The organism is Deltaproteobacteria bacterium (assembly GCA_019309545.1).
Taxonomy (GTDB): Bacteria; Desulfobacterota; Desulfobaccia; order Desulfobaccales; family Desulfobaccaceae; genus Desulfobacca_B.
This window is the reverse complement of record JAFDGA010000010.1, coordinates 1-23121: the sequence shown is the minus strand read 5'-3', so window position 1 is coordinate 23121 and position 23121 is coordinate 1. Positions and strand designations below refer to the sequence as shown.

19 protein-coding genes are annotated in these 23121 nt (G+C 51.9%); 7 read left to right on the top strand and 12 right to left on the bottom strand.

Features of this window, described 5'->3' with window-relative positions:
- Nucleotides 1-496 precede the first annotated feature (496 nt).
- Entirely contained in the window at nt 497-961 is a 465-nt protein-coding gene (sixA, locus tag JRG72_04510; GenBank protein ID MBW2134484.1) for a phosphohistidine phosphatase SixA, read from the top strand.
- A 75-nt stretch (nt 962-1036) separates the two neighbouring features.
- On the opposite strand, the gene JRG72_04505 is transcribed toward sixA, so the two are convergent.
- Both JRG72_04505 and JRG72_04500 read right to left on the bottom strand, forming a co-directional pair.
- Complete coding sequence (locus tag JRG72_04505; protein MBW2134483.1) at nt 1037-2293, bottom strand: outer membrane protein transport protein; 1257 nt, start codon at nt 2291-2293, stop codon at nt 1037-1039.
- Between the two features lie 121 nt (nt 2294-2414).
- Complete coding sequence (locus tag JRG72_04500) at nt 2415-5135, bottom strand: response regulator (protein MBW2134482.1); 2721 nt, start codon at nt 5133-5135, stop codon at nt 2415-2417.
- Between the two features lie 293 nt (nt 5136-5428).
- Between JRG72_04500 and JRG72_04495 the strand changes: the two genes are divergently transcribed.
- The 3 genes from JRG72_04495 to JRG72_04485 all read left to right on the top strand — a co-directional run bounded on the left by JRG72_04495 (nt 5429) and on the right by JRG72_04485 (nt 7973).
- Complete coding sequence (locus JRG72_04495; protein ID MBW2134481.1) at nt 5429-6412, top strand: lysophospholipid acyltransferase family protein; 984 nt, start codon at nt 5429-5431, stop codon at nt 6410-6412.
- On the top strand, nt 6366-7499 hold the full coding sequence (locus tag JRG72_04490; protein ID MBW2134480.1) for a hypothetical protein: 1134 nt from the start codon (nt 6366-6368) through the stop codon (nt 7497-7499). Before JRG72_04495 ends, JRG72_04490 begins: the two co-directional genes overlap by 47 nt.
- A 312-nt stretch (nt 7500-7811) precedes the next feature.
- Nucleotides 7812-7973 (top strand): hypothetical protein, encoded by a 162-nt coding sequence (locus JRG72_04485; GenBank protein MBW2134479.1) that lies wholly within the window; start codon nt 7812-7814, stop codon nt 7971-7973.
- 332 nt (nt 7974-8305) lie between these two features.
- Here the strand turns inward: JRG72_04485 and JRG72_04480 are convergent, their stop codons facing one another.
- From JRG72_04480 to speD, 4 genes are all read right to left on the bottom strand, one after another.
- Entirely contained in the window at nt 8306-11893 is a 3588-nt protein-coding gene (locus JRG72_04480; GenBank protein ID MBW2134478.1) for a tetratricopeptide repeat protein, read from the bottom strand.
- Nucleotides 11894-12972: 1079 nt separating this feature from the next.
- On the bottom strand, nt 12973-13188 hold the full coding sequence (locus JRG72_04475; protein MBW2134477.1) for a hypothetical protein: 216 nt from the start codon (nt 13186-13188) through the stop codon (nt 12973-12975).
- A gap of 5 nt (nt 13189-13193) precedes the next feature.
- Nucleotides 13194-13802: a tetratricopeptide repeat protein gene (locus JRG72_04470; GenBank protein MBW2134476.1), complete on the bottom strand. Its 609-nt coding sequence runs from the start codon at nt 13800-13802 to the stop codon at nt 13194-13196.
- Between the two features lie 135 nt (nt 13803-13937).
- Nucleotides 13938-14321 (bottom strand): adenosylmethionine decarboxylase, encoded by a 384-nt coding sequence (speD, locus tag JRG72_04465; GenBank protein MBW2134475.1) that lies wholly within the window; start codon nt 14319-14321, stop codon nt 13938-13940.
- A 341-nt stretch (nt 14322-14662) separates the two neighbouring features.
- On the opposite strand from speD, the gene hemB reads away from it, so the two are divergent.
- Entirely contained in the window at nt 14663-15634 is a 972-nt protein-coding gene (gene hemB, locus JRG72_04460) for a porphobilinogen synthase (GenBank protein MBW2134474.1), read from the top strand.
- Nucleotides 15635-15828: 194 nt separating this feature from the next.
- On the opposite strand, the gene JRG72_04455 is transcribed toward hemB, so the two are convergent.
- The 6 genes from JRG72_04455 to JRG72_04430 form a co-directional block, all read right to left on the bottom strand.
- Entirely contained in the window at nt 15829-16560 is a 732-nt protein-coding gene (locus JRG72_04455; protein ID MBW2134473.1) for a UPF0280 family protein, read from the bottom strand.
- 3 nt (nt 16561-16563) lie between these two features.
- Nucleotides 16564-17442 (bottom strand): EamA family transporter, encoded by an 879-nt coding sequence (locus JRG72_04450; GenBank protein MBW2134472.1) that lies wholly within the window; start codon nt 17440-17442, stop codon nt 16564-16566.
- Nucleotide 17443: 1 nt separating this feature from the next.
- Nucleotides 17444-18307, bottom strand: a complete 864-nt coding sequence (rsmA, locus tag JRG72_04445; protein MBW2134471.1) for a ribosomal RNA small subunit methyltransferase A — start codon at nt 18305-18307, stop codon at nt 17444-17446.
- Complete coding sequence (locus JRG72_04440) at nt 18255-18761, bottom strand: DUF2062 domain-containing protein (GenBank protein ID MBW2134470.1); 507 nt, start codon at nt 18759-18761, stop codon at nt 18255-18257. Before JRG72_04440 ends, rsmA begins: the two co-directional genes overlap by 53 nt.
- An 89-nt stretch (nt 18762-18850) precedes the next feature.
- Entirely contained in the window at nt 18851-20560 is a 1710-nt protein-coding gene (locus JRG72_04435; protein ID MBW2134469.1) for a long-chain fatty acid--CoA ligase, read from the bottom strand.
- Nucleotides 20553-21050: an FKBP-type peptidyl-prolyl cis-trans isomerase gene (locus JRG72_04430; protein MBW2134468.1), complete on the bottom strand. Its 498-nt coding sequence runs from the start codon at nt 21048-21050 to the stop codon at nt 20553-20555. Before JRG72_04430 ends, JRG72_04435 begins: the two co-directional genes overlap by 8 nt.
- A 527-nt stretch (nt 21051-21577) precedes the next feature.
- Here JRG72_04430 and JRG72_04425 point away from each other — a divergent pair.
- Entirely contained in the window at nt 21578-22888 is a 1311-nt protein-coding gene (locus tag JRG72_04425) for a hypothetical protein (GenBank protein MBW2134467.1), read from the top strand.
- A 72-nt stretch (nt 22889-22960) separates the two neighbouring features.
- Nucleotides 22961-23121, top strand: a 161-nt coding sequence (locus JRG72_04420; GenBank protein MBW2134466.1) for a hypothetical protein, incomplete at its 3' end; no start/stop codon positions are given.

Here is a 23121-nt window from a genome sequence, read left to right as displayed (position 1 = left end):
TTATTACCCAGGTCATCAATTTAACCTTTAAAATGCTCGCCGTAATAATTAAAAATATCGACTACCAGGGGGATCAGACGGTTAAGGGGCGAAGCTTCTCCGTCCCCTACTGACGATGGTTTTAAAAATGACAAAAGTAAACTTAGCTTTTAAAATTAACTTCCCCCGGCCAAGGCCTGGGTCGCTCGGGGAACCGTTTCCTTAGGGCTGATTTTATACCGCGAATGGATAATTTTGCCGTCCTCATTGATCAAAGTGGCAGCGGCATCTTTTCTAGGGCTCGCATGATCTCATAGGCCCGCGCTTTTAAACAGCTTAGCTTAGATTGCATGCCATCACAATACTATTTCGCGTCCATGGCGAGCTCCAGGGTAAAATAATAAATTTAAATAACTGGTCCTTCTTACAAAATGTTATTAAGTTGAATATAATTCCAATATTGTTTTTAGATAACCGGTGTCCATTCAACGGCAAGAGTTATAGAGGAGGGAATGCCATGGTTGTTTATCTGGTGCAGCATGCCGAGGCCAAGAGTAAAGATGAAGATCCGGCCCGTGATCTAACCGAAAAAGGCCTCGAAGACATTAAAAAAGTGGCAGATCAGCTGGAAAAGTTTCATCCTGCGGTAAGTCAGATATTTCATAGCGGTAAGACCAGAGCCTTAAGCACTGCGAAAATTCTGGCGGCAGCTTTAAAGCCGCCCAAAGAGATCTCTCCAACCACCGGGTTGGCACCCCTGGACGACCCAGGGAGTTGGGCGGGTCGCCTGGCGGAAATGGATGCGGATATTATGCTGGTGGGTCACCTTCCTCATCTGGCTAAGTTGGCCGCTTTGCTGCTTACCGGGGACCAGGAAAAAAGTGTGATTAATTTCAAAATGGGCGGCGTGGTCTGTCTGAGGCGTACGGAAGTCGGCCACTGGGCGGTGGAATGGATGCTTGTCCCGGAAATAATTTCCTAGGCCTTTGTTTTCGCAAGCCAGTATCTTTTTCTAGGCCGGGATAACGGCAGAACTAACCATTTCCAGCCAGCGAGTCTAAAATTGGTAGGCCATGCTCAGGCCCAAGGAATGGACCTGACTTTCGTAGCGGCCATTGGCCTGTACAGGTAAGGGCACGCCGTTTAAGGTTAAGTTATTGTTTTTGTTTCGGCTTTCGAACAGGAGATAGTTATACGCGATGCCCAGGGTAAATTGTTTGATCTTGAGATCGCCCCCCACTGTAAAAATATGGCGGTCGGCATCCGGAACCTGAGGATCTAAGGTGTCATCCGGCACCGGGTTGAGATCATAGATATAGCCGACCCGAAGCTTCATGCCGTTTTTGAGTTCATAATTGGCCCCGAAGCGGAAGGCCCAAACATCTTTCCAGTTCTTGGGCACCACCACCCGGTCAGTCAGAACTCCATTGACCACGGTGGGACGGTTTAGCCTGATTTCCAATTGATCGTATGTGGACCAGCCGGTCCAGGTAGCGTCAAATTCAAAGCTGAAAGGCTTAAACCGGCTGAACGAGATCCCCGCGGTAACGGAAGGCGGAAAGGTAAGATTGGCGGACCCAGGAATATCGGGTACAGCCGGTATGAAGGCCGGCAAGGTGGTCTTGAGCTGGCCTTTGTATCTCAGAGAAATTTCGCTGCGATAGGCCACTCCCAGTTTTAATCCGGTCACCGGTTCGTAAAGCACCCCCAGATTATAGCCATATCCGGTGCCGTCGCCATCAAGGGTCGTCTCCGCGTCTGGAAGGGGAAAAGGCAGTTGGACTTTGCGCTTGAGTTTTACCGAGGACCACAACACATTGAAACCCATCGCCACCGATAACGATTCGATGGGCTTAACCGAGATCACCGGATTCAGGTTATAGGTTTTGAGCTCGGAAAAGGTGGTCAGGTAGCGGCCGGTCCACTCCGGGGGCCATGGGGTGCCCAGGCCAAAAGGGGCAAAAAAGCCGACGCCGGCCGCCACACGGTCGGTGAAAGGAATAGCCACATACGCAGTCCCAGCATGGAACAGTCGGTGGTTGGTCTGCGCAAATTGGCCGTCAGGCCCATGAAATTCTCGGTCAGGGTAGTTAAAAATGGTACCCAAATAGATTTGGGGCCGTTTAAGCTGGTTGAGACCGGCGGGATTGTAAAAGATGGCCGAGGCGTCATTGGCTTCGGCGACGAAGGCATTGCCCTGGGCCATAGCCGCAGTGCCTTGCTGGACCAGAGCAAAACCAGCCCCGTAGGCGGAGGGATTAGAAACGAACCAGAAAAACATAACCGCAATTAAGACCAAGCCAATCCGAGGCATGCGCGAACTCCCTTTCTTGGTCAGTCAGATCAAATTGGGTTCGATATAATCACCTATACATATTTATGGAAAAAGCCAGGAAAATTATTGCTCCAGACGGCGCCAGCCCCAAGGGGCTGAATTAATTCATATTCAACATATCGGCGATCTTTTGCGACAGGGCCTCTATCCGGTAGGGCTTTTGAATAAAGTCCAGGTTGTCATCTTCGATCATCGGCCCTTCTTCTTCAAGGCCGTAACCACTGGAAATTAAGACCTTAACCCCAGGATTAATCTGCTTCAGCATCTTATAGGTCTCCCGGCCTCCCATACCTGGCATGATCATGTCCAGGATGACCAGATCGATCTCGTCTTTTCCGTCGCGGTATATTGAGATCGCCCGCTGACCGCTTTCAGCCGGTAAAATTTTATAACCCAGTCGTTCCAGGATCTTGGTGCCTACCGTCCTGATCATCTCCTCATCATCCACCAAAAGAATGGTACCAGTTCCTTTGACATATTGAAGATGTGCAACTTCCTCGGTAACAATGGGCTTTTTGGTGACCGGGAGATAGATATGGAAGGTGGTGCCTTTACCTTTTTCGCTTTCTACTTCGATGATGCCTTTATGATTTTTGACGATGGCGTAACTGGTGGCCAGCCCCAGACCCGCTCCTTGACCGACCTCTCTGGTGGTAAAAAATGGTTCAAAAATTCTGGCCTTTGTCTCGGCATCCATCCCCTCACCGGAATCACGGAGAGCAATATGCACGTAATGTCCCGGCTGTTGGCCATGTATTTTGCAATAACGTTCCCCCAGGTAAACTTCTTCAGTTGCTAACCCCAGTTCTCCTTGCTCGAACATCGCCTGCCAGGCGTTGACAAACAGGTTCATCAAGACCTGTTCGATCTGTCCCTCGTCTACTTCTACCGGAGGTAACTGCGGAGTCAGGTTTTTTACTATACAGATATCCTTTCGGGTGCGGCAGAACAGGTCAGCGGCGTTGTTGATTATGGTATTGATATCGGTGGGCTTGGGCTCAAATTGGCTACCCCGCGCATACGAGAGCAATTGTTTGGTAAGTTCGGCTCCTTTGCTGACCTCCTGCTCAATATGCTTCAGCTCCTGATGGACCGGATGCGCACCACCGACTTCGGTCTGCGCTAAGCCGGTCAACCCCATGATGTTCATCAAAATATTGTTAAAGTTATGAGCAATGCCGCCCGCCAGGGTACCGATAGCCTCCATTTTCTGTTTCTGTAAAAGCTGCCTTTCCATCTTCTTCTTTTCGGTGATGTCGGTAAACATGGCAAAGGCACCCAGAAACTGGTCTTTTTCTACCAGGGGGACGGAACTCATAATTACTGAAACCTGACCGCGGTCTTTTACGGCGAATTCCAGTTCTTTTTGGACCGAATTACCTTTCAGGTTTTGAAATAAGGCTTCAATCAGAATCTTGGTATTATCCTGAGCGAAGACCTCCGAGATGTTTCTCCCTTCTAAATCGGCGTGCTCCAAAATCTCCCGCATGCGGCGGTTGACGAATCTAATGCCCCCGTTTTCATCGATGATCCAGATTCCTTCATGCGCATTTTCGACCAATTCCCTATACTTGCGTTCAGAAATTGACAACTTCTTATAAAGTATGGCGTTCTCCAACGCGATGGCAATCTGGTTGGCAAAGCTTACCACGAATTCTTTATCAGCTTCAGTTATGATGGCCTTCGGATCGAGACGATCAGCCAGAATGACGCCGATAACTTTGCCGCGCACCGTCAGCGGGGCCAGGATAAATACCTTGGGTTTGAAGTGTTGGAGCAGCAGGTTGGCCTTGTTGAGCTTGCTGTGCTCGACATCGTGGACGACCACCGGAATGCCGTTCATGGCCACCCGGGCAATGATGTTATCTACTTTGGAAATGGGAATCTTATAACCTCGGAGCTTACTAAATAGTTCGGCTTCGATACCGACAGCATATTGGAGTTCCAGAACCCTGCCCTTGTCATCAAGAAGAAAAATTCCGGCCCGATCCAGTTTGGCGAAGTTGAGCAACAGCCGTAAGGTGGCTTGCAGGAGTTCTTCCAGATCAAGTACGGAAAGAACCGCGGTGGTGGTCTCCTGCAGACACATAAGATGGTCAATTTTTTCCTTAAGCTGAATGTTCAGACGGTGAACTTCGTCAAATTTCTTCTTCAGGAGTTCCTTGTCGCGCTCCAATTCCTCAATGGTAGAAGTAAGGAGGCGCCAGGGTACCAGCATCCATAACAGCAATTCTTTAAAAAAGGACTTTCTCTTCCAAACCAAGTGGTATTCGCAGTACTCATCCCCCCGGAAAAAACACTTGGTCTCCTCTACTTCAGCCGGAGGCAGATTCCAAATGGTGGGAATGCCGGCATAAATTCCTTTGTTGTACAGACAGAAATCTATGGAACTGGGAACGTGTTTCAGCCAGTGGAGTCGGATGGTGGCTCGGTCACGTTTAGTTTCGACGATCTCGATTACTTTGTTTTTATTGAATTTATCATTTATGGCCTGGGCTTTTTTCAGGGTGCGCCGCGGATTCTTATAGGCGAACATGACGATGCGCTGGACATAACCCAACTTTCGGCGCGCTACTGATTCAAACCCGATTTTAAAAGAGATTTCATCATCGTTGGTGATCTTCCGGGCATTATCAAACATTTTGATGACGACATCGCTCGACACCCAATTATTGATTTCCATTAAAAATTCTAGGGGATTGTCCAAGGTGTCAATTTCCGGACCAAGCCCCTCGAATAACTTCGGCACTTGCGATGGGTCTTTTTCCTGGAAAAATTCTATGACCGCTCTGGTATTAAGGCAGCTATGATACTTTTGCACGGGCAATCCTCAAAAAATTGTTAACAAAAACGAACGCTAAAATTTCATATATACAATATATTATCGATTATAATATAAGAGAAAGCAAGTTTTTAAATTCGGGAGGAATAAAAAAAATTCTCTAAACTTTGTGTTAATTTATCGGTAAATTAGCATGAAACCTTAAATTCTAATAAATGTTCCGATTGTTGAACATCTAAATTATAATGCTTTTTCTTAAAAATAACATGTGGGCATTTTTTGTTGGTCCTTCCGACTTTTCCAAAATTATTTAACAAAAAAGGAGCGATGCCATGTTTATCAAAACTCTTTTTCCCTCTAAGAAGCTTCCCAATCTGAGCAAGTTCTTTCAAATGAAGCTTAATTGTTGGCTCTTTCGTTTCCTGCCGTTTTCGGTTTCACGAGGCTATCTGGCCTTGCTGGGCAGGCTTTACTATTTCTGCAATCAAACCGAAAAGAAGTTTATCAGGGGGACCATTGCCCGGGTGTATGGTAGAAAATTAAGCCCTAGAAAACTGAAGAAGTTGGTTAACCAGGCCTTCCAGGGCATTTTCGACCACTATCATGAAAAACTAGTGGTTGCTTACTCCCGCCTCCATGGGTTAAAAAGGTTCTTAAAATTCCGAGTTCAAGCCGTGGGAGAGGAATTTCTTCAAGAGGCCCTCTCAGTCGGCAAGGGGGTCATCCTGGTTACGGGTCATTTTGGCGGTGTCGAGTTGCTGCCCGGACTTTTGGGGGTCAGAGGTTATCCGGTTTCCATGATCTGTCGCTTTAAGACCAGGCACCTCAGGGATTCCCTGGTTAAAAGGGCGCAAACCGCCAATGTCAACCTCATTGACGCGGATGGCAAAAACATCCTGCTCACAGCTACTAAGGCACTGAAACAGGGCCAGATTCTTATTACCGAATGTGATGAGTTCGACGAATGGCGCGTAACCAACCACAAGCACATCTATTTCCTCGGCTCCCGACTCGGCTATGACCGCACCCTCGATGTCTTAAGCAAGCGTTCCGGAGCACCGGTGGTCACCGGTTTGGTCAAACGGGAGGGCAGGAAAAAATATTCCTTGAATCTGACCGCTATTACAAATGGAGCGGATTCGGACACCCTGGCGGTAGGAGAAAAGTGCCTCAAGGTCTTGGAAGAAGCCATCCAGGGCGCTCCGGCTCAGTGGTATCAATGGAAGAAATTCGGAACAATGATTAACATTGACCAAAGGGAAAGTGAGCATGATCATCAGGAAAGTGGATATCTGGCACCTGAATTTGGCGTTTAAGTCTCCGGTCAAGCATAATCTGGCCACGCACCGGGGCTCCGAAAATATTATCCTGAAGGTGACTACCGACGGTGGAATGGCAGGCTATGGAGAAGGGATTCCGCGCACCTTTGTCACTGGTGAGACTATACCGGAGAGCCTCTCTTTCCTCAAAGAAGAGTTAATTCCAATTATTTTGCGAACTTCGTTGGCTTCTGGCCAAATCATCTTTGACACCCTGGCCCACAGCTATTCCAAATCTAGGGATCAGGCCTATCCGGCTGCCTTTTGTGCTGTGGAAATGGCTCTATTAGATGCCGCCGGCAAGACTTGGGGGAAGTCCCTCGGAGATTTTCTCGGACCCCGGCTCCGGGAGCGGGTGGTTTACAGCGCGGTTTTACCCATGGCTTCCCCAACACAGATGGCGCGCTTCTTCGACCTGGTTAAAACGAAAAACATGCGTTTCCTGAAGTTAAAAGTGGGTAATAATTCTGATCTGGAAATCCTCAAGTCGGCCCGTGAAAAACTTGGGTGGGAGATTGACATCCGGGTCGACGCTAATGCGGCCTGGACCGCCAATGAGGCAATCGCGCGCATCGAGGAGATGACCCCATACCGGATCTCGGCAGTGGAACAGCCGGTGGCCAAGACGGACTTTGCTGGTTTGCAAAAAGTGAGCGCGGCCCTGCCCATTCCGATCATTGCCGATGAGTCCATATGTACTGAGGAAGATGCCCAACGCCTGATCGAGTTGCAGGCCTGTCAGATTTTTAACCTGCGTCTGTCTAAATGTGGTGGCCTGGGGAGAGCCACCCGCATAAAACAGATGGCCGAAAAGGCCGGCATCAGGTGCCAACTAGGGTGTCATGTGGGCGAGACCAGTATTCTGGCTGCCGCAGGCCGCTATTTTGCCCTGTGCAATAATCACCTGGCCTATGTGGAAGGTTCATTTGCCCCATATCTGTTGACCAAAGATCCGGTCTGCCCCTCGGTGGTCTTTGATAACGGGGGGCTCGCCTCCGGTTTCCTGGACCCAGGATTAGGAGTCCGGGTAATGGATTCGATTCTAGAGGAGCTGGCCATTTCAAAGGTAACCATCGGTGAATAGGGGGCGCTTTGGCCCCTTATAAAAAATAGTGCTCCTGACAAGCCATGTATGCTTGGGCCATGCCCAGGATCCCTTAGCTAATCGCCTGGGCAAGCTTAACAGCGGCGGCTTCCCGGGCACCCTTTTGGAACTCCTGCATGATGGCTTTTTCCTTTTTGTTCTTGGCCAACACCGTGAGCAGGGTCTGCCACAGCATAATGGCGCCCAAAACCAAAAACCACTACCTGCTAAAGCAGGTAGTGGTTTAATGAAGCGGTTTACCTTAACCATGTAATTAACACCACCCTGGCGCAGGTGGCGCGCCAGGATGCAATGCAACGTGCTGTAGGGGCGACGCGTTCGGTGGGGGAGCTGGCCCGGCAGAAAGAGGTTGAATTTCGGAGCCACCGCTTTGCCGGGGTCTATCACCAGGCGCAAATCTTATGCCCCCTGAAAGAACCCGCGAATGTCTTATTTTTGAGCAGCGTCCCCTAGCCTGTCGCCTGTTCGACCTTCCCGTCGCAACGCGCCAGGAGTTTTTAGGAAAACCTGATCAAGAATTAGACGACATTTCTCACAAGGTCTATTTCGCCTTTACCTCCAGCTTTTTGGGGAACAACTTTGCATTTTATGTTAAGCGAAGTGATTTCCGGCAAATTTGTGCAAATCTTTTTCCACCAGCTGTTAAAAAATAATTGATTGGGGTAATTGCTAAAAAGGCCAGGGGGCCTGAGGTGTCGCTTCCTTTCGCCAGCCCGGTGGGTTGTCCTAGCCTTACAGGAGCAGTGAGGCTTTTACTCTGGCTCCGTCCCCACCCGGCCAAGATTTCAGAAATACAGCGCCAGCTTAAAAAGCACCCGCCGGACCGGATATAAAACATCAAAGGTTACGAATTCTTTTTGAAAATAGAAGTGGCGGTCAAAGATATTGGTGACCTCCAGGGAAGCAAATCCTCGCTTGCCGGGAAATTCATAACCCAGGCCAGCGTCAGCCAATCCATAAAAACTATCTCCCCGATCAGTGAGATCCTGCTTTATGACATAGGTGCGGAAAAACCCCTGCCAGCCGGAGCGGTGCAGAAAAGACAACTGTAACAAGGCGTTTAATTCGGAAAAATCATGGCTCCAGGATATACTGGGATCGAATTTTTTGCCGACCACCCCGGTAGTTAGGCCCCAGGAGGGACTCAGGATGCGGTTGACCGTAAAGCTGGCAGTATAGCGCTTCCAGCCCCACCAGACCCGATGCTCCTCAAGCTGACTATCCACCTCGTATTGCGGCGTAAAGATGCGATTGGCGTTAAGACGCAGCACAGAAAAGGTCAAGGGGTTCCACTGGGCCTCCCAGGCGACTCCAAACTCCCGCATCTCAGAGCCGTCATCGATGTTGATCTGCCAGGGGAAGCTGGCGATTTCGGCCGGCACCAGCAGCGGGGCCACCAGGTTGTGGGTATTGAGAGAATGCTGCAGGACCAGGCGCAGGGTATGATCAGCATTAACTTGGTAATTGAGGCCCAAGCGGGGATTCCAGCGCTGCAGAGACACGGGATCGGCGAACCCGGCCCGAGAGTTCCGGGTGTGATCAAAAAAGACTCCCAATTCCGCCAACAATTGTGGGGTGACTTGCCAATAATCCTGTAAGTAAAGAGAGTAGGAGCGGTTCGGCGGCCGGAAGTTATCCGCTATCAGGTAGGAGGCAAGCGGGATGCCAAAAAGGGAATATTCTAGCAGTTCATCATATTTGTACTTCAGGTGACCCCAGAAATAATCAACCCCCCCGATCAGGGTGTGATCCGCCAGGATCAACTGCTGCTGGAATTGGAGATTATAGAATTCCTGGTCATAGCGTTGACTAACAGTGCTGGTCTGGTCTATCGGGAGGCCCAAAAACCATATCGTATCAAAGGTCTTATCCCTGCGGTGATAATGATTGTTTGCATAAGTAAAATAACTGAGAAACGTCGCTTTGGGATTGAAGCGGTGCACATAGCCTAATTCATAGATTCGTAAACGGGGAAATTGCCGCATATTTGGGGAATTAACGAAACCGAAGTCATTGAGATTGCTGGTATCCCCCCTTTCTGCATCAGAATACCGAAATCCCCCCAAAACCGAATTCCTGACAGTAGGCTCCCATTTAACCAGATTAAGATTCATATGGAAATTATCGTCACCATTTTTGGCCCGGAAACCATCGTCATCAAAGTAGCTGCCATAGATGTCAAAGGCCAGACCAGGAATGCCGCCATAAACTTCGAGGCTGTGGTCCTGGATGGCCCGGGAATGGCACCAGGTACCGATCCCCCCCTGGGCCTGCACCCGCAGATAGGGCATTTCAAACATGGGAGTGTAATCATTATAAACCGTAAAGGTATTTTGGTTGGCTGGAGACAGCAGGCGATAGAGTAATAGTTCCGACCCCGCTGAACCCAGGCGCTGGCGGGTAGCCAAGTAGGCATTAGCCAAGAACAGGCGGGCTGAACTGTTTAAAGGGTCTTTTTTCACCGCGTTAACCGCTTTGCTGTAGGCCCAATCTCCCAGACCTAATTGATTATAAGCCCGGGACAGATTGTAGTTTCGTACTGCCAGATCCCGGTCGAGCATTAGGCGGGAGCGGAAGATGGCGTTGTTGTCATTTAGGGCGATGGACTGATTGATCTCCTGGATGGCTTCTCCGGGCCGGTTGAGGTCAGTCAGGGCAATGCCTTTATATAAATGCGGCGTGGGGTCGTTTTTGTCCAGGGCCTTGGCATAATCATAGACTTCAAGGGCCTTGTCAAAGGCGCGCACTTGATAAAGTGCCTTGCCCAGAGTGGACTGATAGAGGGACACCCGAGGCTCGAGCAGGGTGGCAGTTAACATTTCGGCCAGACCCTGTTTCGGCTCCCGATAGCGGAAATAATAGATCCCTATTCCCAGGTGCGGCTCGCCAAGGGCGGGGTTGGCCTCGATGGCCTGGTCAAACAATTTTTTTGCACCCTGGTAATCCCTCAGACCGAGCTTAACAAAGCCGGCCATGGAGAGCACTTCCCCCTCCTCCGGGGCCAATCGGCTGGCCGCGTCAATGGTCTTTTCGGCCCTCTCCAGATAATCCGCCCCCAACCAGATCTTGGCCAGATATAGATAAGCTGGGACAAAGCGAGGATCGGCTTTGATGGCCTTTTCCAGGTAAGTTTTGGCTACTGACGGGTTGAAATGAGCAATCTCCACCAGGGCCATGGTAAACAGAGCTGCCGGAGATTGAGGGGTTTGGGCCAGAGTTCGGGAGGCCTCCTGACGGGCTGCTGCTTTGCGGTTTTGCACCAGCCACATCTGCGCCAGCAAGGTCCGGGCCAGAGTATATTCCGGAGCCAGTTCCAGGGCGTGCTCCAGGCAGGCCTGGGACTCCTGCACTAGTGTTGCGAGCAGGGCAAAATAGCCCTCCATGGTCCAGAGCAAGGGCGAGGGCGTCAGCTGCTGCCGCGCGGTTTTCACCAATTCATAGGCTGGCAGAAGTTCTCCCAGGCGGTAGCGGGCCAGGGCTAGGCCGACCACAGCCAGGGCGTCCGGTCGGGTCACCTGTTGAAAGGTCTGTAAAGCCTTCAAAGGGGCGTTTTCTTGGAGGTGAATCCAACCCAGCAGGGTCAAGGCTTGTTCGTCTCCCGGAGCTTGCCGGAGGACAGCCGCGACCGCCTCTCGGGCCTCGGACAGGCGTCCCTGGTCATAGAATAAAGCGGCTTCCTTAACCAGACCAGACCGCGCCCCGGTTCCCACCCGTTGGTTCGCCAAAGAAATATCCCGATAGCTAAAAATGCCAGGATAATAAAGCGACCACTGGACGGCATCCTCGGGCTGGAGCACCAGACGTTTGGTCGGAGGCCGGCCAGGATGAACGATCCCCTCTTCTCCCGGATTGAGGATTAATTCACCCTGGGGGTTAGCCAACCGGAGTTTCCCCTGGAGCAGGGTGAGATAAGTGGTACCGTCCGGCCTGACCTGGAGATTGAACTCAGTGCCGCGGATCCCGGCGGTAACCGCCGGAGTCTCCAACTCAAAATGAAAGGTTTCCTTGTTATTGCGCAGCCAAACTTCCCCTTGACTGACGCCATAAAGACTCAAAGCTGCCTTTTCCAGGGCGGCCGGGACCACTTCGGCCAGGCTCAACCGAGGTGAGGGCATTACACTTTTGAGCTCCAGGACCGTATTCTCATGAAGCTTGATCTGGCTTTCGTCCACACACAGGATGGCGGCTACTGAGGCGGGACCGGTTTTTACGACATCGCCGGCAAAGAGAGAGTCGCCAAGCTGCGGTTTTTCCCAACCCCCGAGAGAGGCCCGCTGTAAATAAACCTGGCCCTGGAGATAAATCAGCTTGCCAGCCAGCGCCGTTGAACCATGAGCCGGCCTGATAAATCCGATAAAACCCAAAACTAACATGAATGTCAAGAGAACCTGTCGCCATAATTGGATTAGCATAGTCTGACCTCAAAAACCGCCGGGGTTACCCTGGGGAACCCAGATTACGCTGAAATTGCTCCAAGATTCTCCTGCACTTATAGCACTCTTGGTTCAAGCCTTAGCTGGATTCAGGAAGTAAAAGTTACCATACCATAGGCATTATCGGCAGGTCCACCATAAAATCCAAGGATCAGAAATAACTAAGCTCCCTGAGGATAACGATGTTTCCTTCCTTTGGTTGGGATTGGACCCTGGTCATAATTTTCCTGGGCCTGGCAGGGCGAAAATTGAAATATTTTAACATTGATGATGGGAATTCCTGAGGGTTAGTAACCTGCGGAGAAAATCATGGGGGCTGATCCCCTAAAGGTGCTATATCTAATGATAACAATATGTTATTAGGCGGCCGCGATTGGGACCCAACATTAAGATTATTTTCTGCCGCATGGCATGCCCGATAAATTTGACTGCGCATGAGGAGAGGAGCCTTAATTCTTGGGTCAGAAATCTGAAAACCGAGCAGTGCTTAGCAATGCGAGCGGGTATCATCTTGGCGGCGGCTAAGAGGGGAAAAGAACATCGACATTGCCAAGGCCGTTTTGCTCAAGGCCCAGCTCAGATGCCTGGTTGCATTTTGCAATGGCTTCCGGCCGATGAGGGAAAAACCAACGGCCACCGCGAACCATGAATCCTGCTAGGGAATGCATAATTTTTAAATCAATCGGTTAAGGCAATATATGATGCTGACTAACCGCCAGATCTGATACCGATATCCCCTCTCCCCTGCCAGCGGGGGAGAGGGCGAGGGTGAGGGGGGATTTTAGCTCTTTGATCGCAACTTGGTATGAGAACTCGACGGGGGTTTGAGGGTGTAGACAAAGTTAAAAAACTTGAGGGATTACGGATGCTAAGACTTAATGGAGCAACATTGGTGGGCGCTCGCGAATTTGGACTCGATGTGTCAATATGCCATGGATAGATATAATTTTCGCAGCTGGTAAGCATTTTCAAGAGTGGTATGGTTTAAAGCCGATTCGGAGGCTGCCCCCACCTAAGTTTCAAAAGAGCATCTGCAGGAAATGGTCATGGTACTCTTTAAGCTCTTGATGGCATTCTCCGCAATAGAAATGCACCCCACCTAAGATTTCCGACTCATCACTGATTGCGCTAAAGCTGCCATCTGCATTTTGAACATAAAAAGTAGTGATGGTGACCTCTTCTGCCACTTCATAGAAGTCGGTATCATTACCACAGTAGGGGCAGACAATCCGCATGCGGCTCAATCTGTCTCCATAACTTGCTTCAAATCCTGACGATATAAGGGATTAGAAGGTTCTAACTTGCGGGCCTGCTCCAGCTCAATTTGGGCCCGTTTATACTGAGCCGCGGATTTGCGTTTCTGGCCCTGAGCGTAATGAATTCTTCCTTGCTCAGCATAGATGCAGGCCAGATAAAAATGGGTCCGACCATCCCTGGGATTCAGTTCACTGGAAGCCTGCAGGGCCTGCCGGGCATTCATATACTGCTTCTGGTAATAGTTGACAATCCCCAGATTCCGCAGAGTCTGGGGATAATGATCTTTGGATTTATCCTGTAAACTTCTCAACAGCAGGATTTGCAGCTTATCCAGGGTATCTTTATCTCGGACCGCGGGATTGTCGTGGCGCAAAAGCCGATCGCTCAGTGCGATTACCTCCTCAGTATCCATCACCTGTCGATTAAGAGCCTCCTCTAGCAGGGCTTTATCGTCAGCCGCAAGCCGCCCTGGTTTTACCTTTTTAGGCTCATATTTGACCTGCGGCACAGGGTATTCTTCTATTACCCGGGGACCGCCACAACCAGCCCCTACCAGCACCATAGCCAACACACTGGCCCACAGCCTGGACATAGCCACTTCTCCTCAACAGATGTTCAACCCATTATATTGCCTTAAAAAATAATTATCCCCATCCGGGCGCTGGACGTCAATGGCTTTTTTCAAGAGCCAGGATAAGGGCCCGATCAAAGCGATAATGCTTAAGAGCTATTTATGATATTGATAACCCTTGCGAACCACTCGTCGCTTGACTTCGCAGGGGCCTAAACGCTTTAATAGGTGATGCTCAAGCTGATTAGCCTGGGATTCATCACCACAGGTGAAGATATCTAGAACCAGATAGCCGTATTCCGGCCAGGTATGGAGGGAAATATGGGACTGAGCCAACAGCGTAAAGCCGGTCACCCCCTGGGGTTGAAACCGATGATACCGGGACCCCAAATTGGTCAAACCGACATTTTTCACGGCAGTTTTAACAGCTCGGTGGAGGAATCGGTGGGAATTGATCTTTTCCATATCGCAGCCATAAAGCTCCAACATCAGATGATATCCGTCAGGCCGCGGATTTTGGACCAAGAGCTCCCTTTTCATGGCCAAGCCCTCCTTTTAAAAATTTTTTGAGGAACCTCAAGGGTTCCCCTTTTGCCACCCCCTCGCTGGTCTGATTAGACTACGGTTAGGCAAACATTTATAATTATCAGCCATCAATCCTGATCTTGGAACCAAATAGTCGCTTTATTATCTTAAATCCTCTCACAAGTCAACTAAAAATGGTGCAGACCAGGCCAAAAACGTTATAGACCCTGAGGCCCCGGAATCTCTCCCCCAGCCTCAGGCAGGGGTTAGTTATGCCTCTCTTGACAGAAAGGGGTTAATGGGGTTACATAGAACCAGCCCGGGCCGGAAAAATTATCAACCAGGAGCGCCTTGCCATGGAACTACCCTATCGTCCTCGAAGGCTGCGGCGGCGGGAAAATTTCCGCCGTCTGGTGCGGGAAACCTACTTAAGGACTGATGACCTGATTTACCCGATGTTTGTGGTGCCGGGCAAAGGCGTCCAAGAGCCAGTACCCTCAATGCCCGGGATTTGCCGATACTCGGTGGACCAATTGGTTCGGGAAGTCCAGGAGGCCCAGCAATTGGGCATCCCGGCGGTGCTGCTCTTCGGCCTGCCCCAGAAAAAGGATGACTTGGGGAGTGAGGCCGCGGCCCGACAGGGCACCGTACAACAGGCGATTCGCCAGCTCAAGAAGCAGGTGCCCGAGATTTTGGTAATTACCGATGTCTGCCTTTGCAGCTACACCAGCCATGGGCATTGCGGCTTTGTCCGGCAGGGGGAGGTGGATAACGACGCTACCCTGGAATTGCTGGCCCAGGTAGCGCTCTCCCATGCTGAGGCCGGGGCCGATATGGTAGCGCCCTCGGACATGATGGACGGGCGGGTGCTGGCCATCCGCGAGGCCCTGGACGAACGGGGCTTTGAGATGGTGCCGATTCTGTCCTATGCGGTTAAATACGCTTCCAGTTTCTACGGCCCCTTCCGGGACGCGGCGGAATCCGCCCCGCAATTCGGCGATCGGCGCTCATATCAGATGGATCCTGCCAACGCCCTGGAGGCGGTCCGCGAGGCCACCCTGGACGTGGAAGAGGGGGCCGATATCATCATGGTCAAACCGGCCGTGCCCTATCTGGACATTCTGGCCCGCTTGCGGAGCGAAATCGACCTGCCCCTGGCGGCCTACCAGGTGAGCGGGGAATACGCCATGATCAAGGCTGCGGCCCAGCAGGGCTGGCTGGATGAGCAAGCTGTGATGTTGGAGTCGCTGATCGCCATCAAACGCGCTGGCGCGGATATGATTCTGACATATTTTGCGAAAGATGCGGCCCGATTATGTAGAAAATGAAGGCAAATAGAAATAAAAATAAAATGCATACCTGTAGAGTAGAGTTTTTTAAAAGATCCCTGGGCTTGCCTATACGGCTGGACTGGCCGGAAGGCAAGGCCGGTAGCCCCAAATTCCCTGGATATCCTGCTGATATATTTCCTCCCAGCTTTTCTATAGAGATATCATGTCTAATCTGTGGGTGACAGATTATCTCAAGCCCTCAATGGCACTAATTCTACCTCCCCCCAGGCTCCTAATTTATCCCCGACGATGATCACCGCGCCTAACAGGCCCGGCACCTGAGCCGCCCAGTCCAGGGCCGCGGGGATAGCTTGGGCATCAGGGACTCGATTGCCGAGCGCGGTGGCAGCCGCATCCGCCAATGCCACCGAGGGGGCCAACACACAGGCGGCATCGGCCTGGCCGCGGCTAAAAGAATGGCCTACCGTGCCGGAAGAGGTGCAGATACCCAGCGGGTTTGCCGAGGCCTCGACCTGAATCCCGACCCGGTGGCTCAGCGGTGAGTTGCCGGCGTAAATGGCAACCGTGGCCCGGCCTTGCACGGCCAGAAAGATATCCCCCCCGTTTTCAATAATCACTTCCGGGCTCTGAGCCTTTAAGGCCAAGCCCACCTGTTCGGCCACCGCGCCCGCCACTGCCGCCATCGGCCCCACCCCCACCGAGGCCGCCGCGACAATCATCTCTTTGACAATTAACGGAGCAAAGGGATCAGACGGCCATGGTGAAAGGGTATGAAGGAAATCAGGATGCCCGGCAATATAACGCTCCAGTTGATAGCGCAGTTGACAAATCAGGTCCAGGGTTAAGTCGCTGAGATCTCGTGCGGCCAGGACCAATAAATCGGTTTCTCTCACCACTACCCGAAAAGTCGCCAGCTGACCACGGGCCATATGGGTTCGATAGGTCCGTTCTTGGGTTAGCATGGCTCAGCTTCCTTTGACGGCAATGACCAGTACTCCGGCGGCCATCAGCATAGCTCCGCCCAGCCGGGAGGAGAAGTGGATTTCTTTCAGCCACAGACCGCCATAGAGGACGCTGATCACCAGGCTGGTTCGTTTCAAGGCGATCAGATAGGCCGCTGGGGCAATCTGAATGCCGTGCATATGGCAGAGGATACTGGCGGCAGCGCAGAAACCCAGCACCAGCCCCCAACCGGGGTGGACCAACAAACTCCGCCCAGGTCGGGAACGGCTCCAAGGATAGCCGGACAGCATCAATCCAGTAAAGACACAGGGGTAGAATAATCCGAAAAAAGCCGGGGCAGAATTGAGCACCGCCAGTTTGCCCAGGGCCGAGGTACAGGCAAAGATGGCCGCCACCAGCAACATCAGGCGAGGGCCTTCCTCCTGCCAGAGGGCGGCCAAGGGGGCCAGAAAACCATAGCGCCGCCGGTCTAAATTGAGAATATAACTCCCCAGCGCCACCAAGCCGATACCGCCGATGCCCCAGATATTTAAAGACTCCCCTAACAATATCTGACCGGTTAGAATCAGCAGCACCGGGGTGAAGGCCAGCATCGGGGTACACAGTGAAATCGGGGAAACTTTTAAGGCCCGCATATAGAGAAGTTGGGCCACGGTTTCCAGCGGCAGGGCAGCGGCTACGGCATAAAAAAAGGTCCGTCCCAAGGGAGGGATGGAGATGCACAACCAACCGACCCCCAGAAATGGGGAAGCATAGAGCAGCCGCACCAGGATCATGCCGTAAGGTGGCATTCCGGCAAAAAAGCGCTTAGTCAAGGCATCGGCGCTGGCCAGGCCCAGGGCCGAGCCCAGAGCATAGATGATCCAGAGCTGCTCCCCCATGTTATCCCAACTCCGCGGCCCTTCGGATGGCGTTGCTGAGGCGGACGAAATCGGCCACGCCCAGGGTTTCGGCCCGCCGTTTAGGATCAATGGCTGATTGCTCCAGGATAGCTAATACCTGCTCCGGGGTAGACCTGAGCTCGGCGGCCTGGGTGGCTAAGGTATTTTTCAGAGTCTTACGCCGCTGGCTGAAGGCGATTTTGACCACCTGGACCAGATAAGCCTCATCGTCGGCTCGAATAGTTTCCCCATCCGGACGCAACCGGATAACCAGCGAATCTACCTTCGGGGGAGGATAAAAGTTGTTCGGGCCCAGGGAAAAAAGCCGTTCCAGCCGGGTATGATACTGGATCAAGACCGAGAGAATCCCGTAATCCTTACTGCCGGGCTGAGCCAGCAGACGTTGGCCCACCTCCTGCTGGACCATAAAGACCATGGTGTGAAGGGCCCGCTTTTCAGCGATTAATTTGAACAGCAACGGTGATGTAATCTGATAAGGCAGATTACCGATTACGTCCAGACGGTGGCCAATGTTTTCGCTCAGCCCGATAAAGTCAAAGTGCAGCACATTCTGAGTTATTACCGTGACATTGGCGGCGTCGGCCAGTACTTCCGAGCTTAACCCCTGGGCCAGACGGACATCCATTTCCACGGCAAACACCTGGGCGGCGGCCTCAGCCAGGAAAACCGTCAGGGCTCCCAGACCGGCCCCGATTTCGACCACAGTTTCCGGCCGCCCCTCCAGTTCCAAAGCCGCGACAATGCGCCGGGCCTGATCCGGGTGCAGCAGGAAATGCTGGCCCAAAGATTTTTTAGGCTTCAGTCCCAGACGGCGGCACAGGACTTTGGGAGAGACGAAGGGCACGGTTAAACTTCCTGGAGTTGCGGGACCGATAGCGCCGGATGCCCCAGTAAGTTAAAAAATAGGCAATGACCGCCACCGGCAGGGCAATGATCAGCCCGCCCACCTGCAGGGCCAGATTAATCCGCCAGCCCAGACGCAAGACTTCCAGAAAATTAAAAGTGTCTGGCAGTGAAAAGCTCTCCCCTGAAAAGAGTATTAATTGTCCCACCTTAAAACTGAAATAATAGAAGGGCGGGATAGTCAGGGGATTGCTGATCCAGCAGCCCATCACCGCAGCAACCCGGGAAAGGCGAAAAATAGAGGACAATGCCAAGGCAATGACCATATGAAAAGGTATGGTCGGGGTTACTCCGATATATACCCCCAGGGCCACACTGCAGGCCAGTTTACGCGGGGCCCCCTGGAGCCGCCGGAAACGCAGATAAAAAAACCGGATTCTACGGCGCCAACGCATGCTCGGTCACTACCCAGTAATAACCTGGGACTGCTTTAGATGCCATTTGACCTCAAAACATTTAGAAAATTGTTAACTTTCGGTTTAAATTACGACACTGTCGAATCTTCATGGACCAGTGATTCTTCCTTTAAGGCCCGGCGCAGCACCTTGCCTACCATGGTTTTGGGTAACTCCGTCCTTAATTCGATGATCCTGGGCACCTTGTAAGCAGCTAATTGAGCTTTACAAAATTCCTGGATGTCTTCCACCGTGAGTTGCATCCCCGGTTTAGGGACCACAAAGGCCTTCACCGTCTCCCCGCGGTAGGGGTCAGGCACTCCGATCACTACTGCATCTAAAACCCGGGGATGTTGATAGAGGACCTCTTCAACTTCCCGGGGATAGATTTTGTAACCACCAGCAATGATCACGTCTTTTTTGCGGTCCACAATATAAAAATAGCCTTCGGCATCCATGGTGGCCAGATCTCCGGTATAGAGCCAGCCATCCCGGAGAACCAGAGCGGTCTCGGCGGGGTTCTGCCAATATCCCTTCATCACCTGGGGGCCACGAATGATCAATTCTCCTACTTCCTCCGGGCCCAGCGTCCGCGTGCCAGATTCAGCGTCCACGATGCGGGCCTCGGTGTTTGGAAAAGGCAAGCCGATGCTGCCCGGCTTGCGCACCCCTTGAATGGGATTGAGATGGGTCACGGGCGCGGCCTCGGTCAGACCATAACCCTCCAGGATATGCCCTCGGGTCAGACTCTCGAAGCGCTCCTGCACTTCCCGGGGCAAAGGCGCGGAGCCGCTGATACAACCCCAGATGGAGGATAAATCAAACTTGCTAATCCGGGGGTGATTGATCAGGGCTACAAAGATGGTGGGGACCGCGGGAAAGACAGTGGGACGATATTTCTGAATGGTTTTAAGGACCTGATCCACCTCGAACCGGGGCAGGATGATCACCGTGCCGCCCAGCGACAGGGGCCAGTTCATGGCCGCGGTCATGCCAAAGGCATGGGAAAACGGCAACACCGCCAGAACCCGTTCGGCTCCGCGGTTCAGACGCGGCAGCCAGGCGTTAATCTGGGCCACATTGGTCATCAGGTTCTGATGAGTCAGGATTGCCGCCTTGGGCACCCCCGTAGTGCCTCCGGTATATTGTAATACCGCCATGGCCTCACATTCCTGCGGCCCTTCAGGAGCAGGTGGCAAAGGGGTTTTGAGCACTCCGGTAAACCTGATCTCCCCCTTATCAGACCGAACTCCGGTATGCCACCCCTGGCGGCGGGCCTTAAAGGGATAGAGCCAGTTAAGCGGGAAAGGCAGATAATCGGCCAAGCTAGTGACAATCAGGCGCTCCAGATTAACTGCCTCGCTTAAATCGTTCAACTTGGGAACCAGGTGATCCAGTCCGATCAGAATCCGAGCCCCGGAATCTTTCAGTTGATAAGCCAATTCCCGGGGCGTGGAGAGAGGATTTAACATTACGACCACGGCCCCCAATTCCAGGGCAGCATAATAACCCAGTACTGCTTGCGGGCAGTTGGGCAGCAGCAGGGCCAGCCGCTGCCCGGGTCTCAGACCCAAATGATATAGCCCGGTTTTTAGCCGGGCAATCTGATCGATTAACTGGCGGTAGGTGATTTTCCGGCCCAAGAAGCGCAGGGCCACGGCTTGGGGAAAATCTCGGGCCGACTGAGACAGCGCTTGGGAAAGGGTAATCTTGGGAATCTCAATCTCCGCCGGCACCCCGGGATCATACTGTCGATGCCAGCAGAATTGGCTGGCTACGGCTAAAGATTCCTTATTCATGCTCGGCAGGCGCCGTTCTTTCAGTGGCGCGAGGGCCGTAAATTCGAACAATGTCTTCCTCAGTGGCTTCCCGAACCTGGCGGACGTTGATCATCACCTCCAAATCCTTTCCGGCCAGAGGGTGATTAAAGTCGATCAGCACGGTCTCCGGCCGGAGCTCTCGAATAAAGAACTTGGAAGGTCGGCCCTGGTCGTCGGTGGCCTCAAAGATCAGGCCTGGTCGCAGCTTTACCGAGGGATCAAACTCATTCCGGGCAACCTCGTAAATCAGCTGTTCGTTCACCTCCCCAAAAGCCTCCTGGGGGCTCAGGTTAACCACCTTGATCTCATCCTCTTCCATCCCCAGCAAGGCCTTTTCCAGACCTAAAGGCATGCCTCCATGACCGATGCAAATGGATATTTCCTCAGGCTGGCCTGAGGGAGGATGGACCTGTTCGCCGATCCGCAACTGATATTCCAGGTTGACAAAGGAATTTTTATCTATTTTCATATGTTCTCCTCAAAAGCAGAGTTAATCGCTTCGGTTTTCGTGTCGGGTATTAATAGGCCAGCCTTTCGGTCCGACCGGGGGTTAAGTGATTTCTGACTGAATCAAGAAAGGGACCGCGCCATGAGAGCTGTTGGGACTAATCCTCCGGTTCTGATACCGCCTTGGCTTCCGAGAGCTCCGGCCGGGGTCAAAATTGTCTACCATTATAAGCAAAGAAAAAAAATTAGGCAAGGGCCTAGCTAATCCACCCATTCTTAAAAACCCCAGGTGGTATGAATTTCAAACTTAGATTGGTGCAGGAGGTCCAATCCAAAGAGTTATCAGACCTGGACATATTTATACTTGTCAAAAGGTCTATCTTGTTTTAATATTTAGATAATAATTTCCCCCCGGAGGGCAGCGCGGGTGCCAATCCGACCTGACTATTACTTCCGGAAGCCTAATGCCTCAAAAATCTGTAAAGTTTTCCCGCCGCCTGCCGATTGTTGGTACATACATTCCTTAGCGATAAGCCCAGGAAAGAAGCCATGCAAAAAGCCATACCAGTTGACCAGGAACAGCCCCAAAAACTTTTACCGTATCGTCCTATGCCGCAGTCCATTGAGGATACCAAGATCCCGGATATCTTTTTGGCCAATCTTACCCTCAAACATTGTTTTTACCTGGAGGCCTTCAAACTGACCGATTTAGAGGAACGCCTCAAGTTATCGGTCCCGATCATCATGGACTTGTTGGATTACCTGGTCAGACAGAAATATGTGGAGATTCTCGGGAGTGATCCCTACCGCCAGCTATTGACTACCACCGACCTGACCTTGCGCTACGCCCTTACCGGTGAGGGGAAAAAGCGGGCGGACCAGATCTTGAATTATGATGCCTACATTGGCCCGGCTCCGGTAACCTTGAATGATTATTGGGAACAGGCCACCAGTCAGAGTATTCAGATCACCAACGTCAGCCCCGAGCGGCTCCAGGCAGTGCTGCAGGGACTGGTGATAGCCCCGGAATTATTAAACAAGTTAGGGCCGGCTATAATTAGCGGCAAACCCCTATTTCTTTACGGGCCACCGGGTAATGGCAAAACTACTATCGCTTTGAGATTAGGAGAGATGTGGGAAGATGTGATTCTGATCCCTTATGCCCTCTATATCGATGGGCAAATCATTCGCGTCTTTGACGAAATGGTTCACCGGCCGGTGGCCGCCCCGGCCACGGAACCGGAATTAATCGACCGCCGTTGGGTCCGGACCTCCCGCCCGGCAGTAATTGTGGGAGGCGAATTAACCATGGACATGCTTGATCTATCATTCAGTCCGACTCTGAAATATTATGAAGCCCCCTTACAATTAAAGGCTAATAACGGCCTATTGATCGTGGACGATTTCGGCCGCCAGAGCATTCACCCCCATGAATTACTCAACCGCTGGATAATCCCCATGGAGAATCACCAGGATCTGCTCCGACTGCATACCGGTCAAAAATTTACCATTCCGTTTGATGTGTTTATGGTATTCGCCACCAATCTGGAGCCTACCAGCCTGATAGATGATGCCTTTCTACGGCGTATCCGATCCAAAGTGAAACTGACTCCAGTGACCCGGGAACAGTTTATCGAGATCTTCCGTCTGGTATGCCAGCAATATCAGATCGAGTTTAATCCTGAGGCGGTCAATTATTTGTTGAACAATTATTACGCCGACCAGCAACGCCGGATGGATGCCTGCCACCCCCGCGACCTGGTGGAACATATTTTAGACCACTCACGTTTTTATCAAATTCCGCCCAGCCTTTCTCAAGAAAGCCTGGATCGCGCCTGCGGGACTTATTTTGTATACTAAATTCGAGTATTATAGCGATCCCCAAAAATTTTAGTTGTTCTGTAGCAGTGAAGATGGTGCTTTATCTGGGCTATGGCCAGGCTGCCGAACATGCCCCATGCCGGAAATTGCTCCCGGGCCGAACCAGAGGGCGCGGCTCAAGCCGCGGCGACCAAACGCCGCCATCTTCGCCGCATGGCGATCCGGGCCTTATTTTTAGGCAGCGGTCACAATCCGCTAGCGGCTTGTTCAGT

Excerpts from the sequence above, each read along its gene's own strand:
- sixA (MBW2134484.1), top strand. The coding sequence starts at position 497 with ATGGTTGTTTATCTGGTGCAGCATGCCGAGGCCAAGAGTAAAGATGAA.
- JRG72_04505 (MBW2134483.1), bottom strand. The coding sequence starts at position 2,293 with ATGCCTCGGATTGGCTTGGTCTTAATTGCGGTTATGTTTTTCTGGTTC.
- JRG72_04495 (MBW2134481.1), top strand. The coding sequence starts at position 5,429 with ATGTTTATCAAAACTCTTTTTCCCTCTAAGAAGCTTCCCAATCTGAGC.
- JRG72_04490 (MBW2134480.1), top strand. The coding sequence starts at position 6,366 with ATGATCATCAGGAAAGTGGATATCTGGCACCTGAATTTGGCGTTTAAG.
- JRG72_04485 (MBW2134479.1), top strand. The coding sequence starts at position 7,812 with ATGCAACGTGCTGTAGGGGCGACGCGTTCGGTGGGGGAGCTGGCCCGG.
- JRG72_04480 (MBW2134478.1), bottom strand. The coding sequence starts at position 11,893 with ATGTTAGTTTTGGGTTTTATCGGATTTATCAGGCCGGCTCATGGTTCA.
- JRG72_04475 (MBW2134477.1), bottom strand. The coding sequence starts at position 13,188 with ATGCGGATTGTCTGCCCCTACTGTGGTAATGATACCGACTTCTATGAA.
- JRG72_04470 (MBW2134476.1), bottom strand. The coding sequence starts at position 13,802 with ATGTCCAGGCTGTGGGCCAGTGTGTTGGCTATGGTGCTGGTAGGGGCT.
- speD (MBW2134475.1), bottom strand. The coding sequence starts at position 14,321 with ATGAAAAGGGAGCTCTTGGTCCAAAATCCGCGGCCTGACGGATATCAT.
- hemB (MBW2134474.1), top strand. The coding sequence starts at position 14,663 with ATGGAACTACCCTATCGTCCTCGAAGGCTGCGGCGGCGGGAAAATTTC.
- JRG72_04455 (MBW2134473.1), bottom strand. The coding sequence starts at position 16,560 with ATGCTAACCCAAGAACGGACCTATCGAACCCATATGGCCCGTGGTCAG.
- JRG72_04450 (MBW2134472.1), bottom strand. The coding sequence starts at position 17,442 with ATGGGGGAGCAGCTCTGGATCATCTATGCTCTGGGCTCGGCCCTGGGC.
- JRG72_04440 (MBW2134470.1), bottom strand. The coding sequence starts at position 18,761 with ATGCGTTGGCGCCGTAGAATCCGGTTTTTTTATCTGCGTTTCCGGCGG.
- JRG72_04435 (MBW2134469.1), bottom strand. The coding sequence starts at position 20,560 with ATGAATAAGGAATCTTTAGCCGTAGCCAGCCAATTCTGCTGGCATCGA.
- JRG72_04430 (MBW2134468.1), bottom strand. The coding sequence starts at position 21,050 with ATGAAAATAGATAAAAATTCCTTTGTCAACCTGGAATATCAGTTGCGG.
- JRG72_04425 (MBW2134467.1), top strand. The coding sequence starts at position 21,578 with ATGCAAAAAGCCATACCAGTTGACCAGGAACAGCCCCAAAAACTTTTA.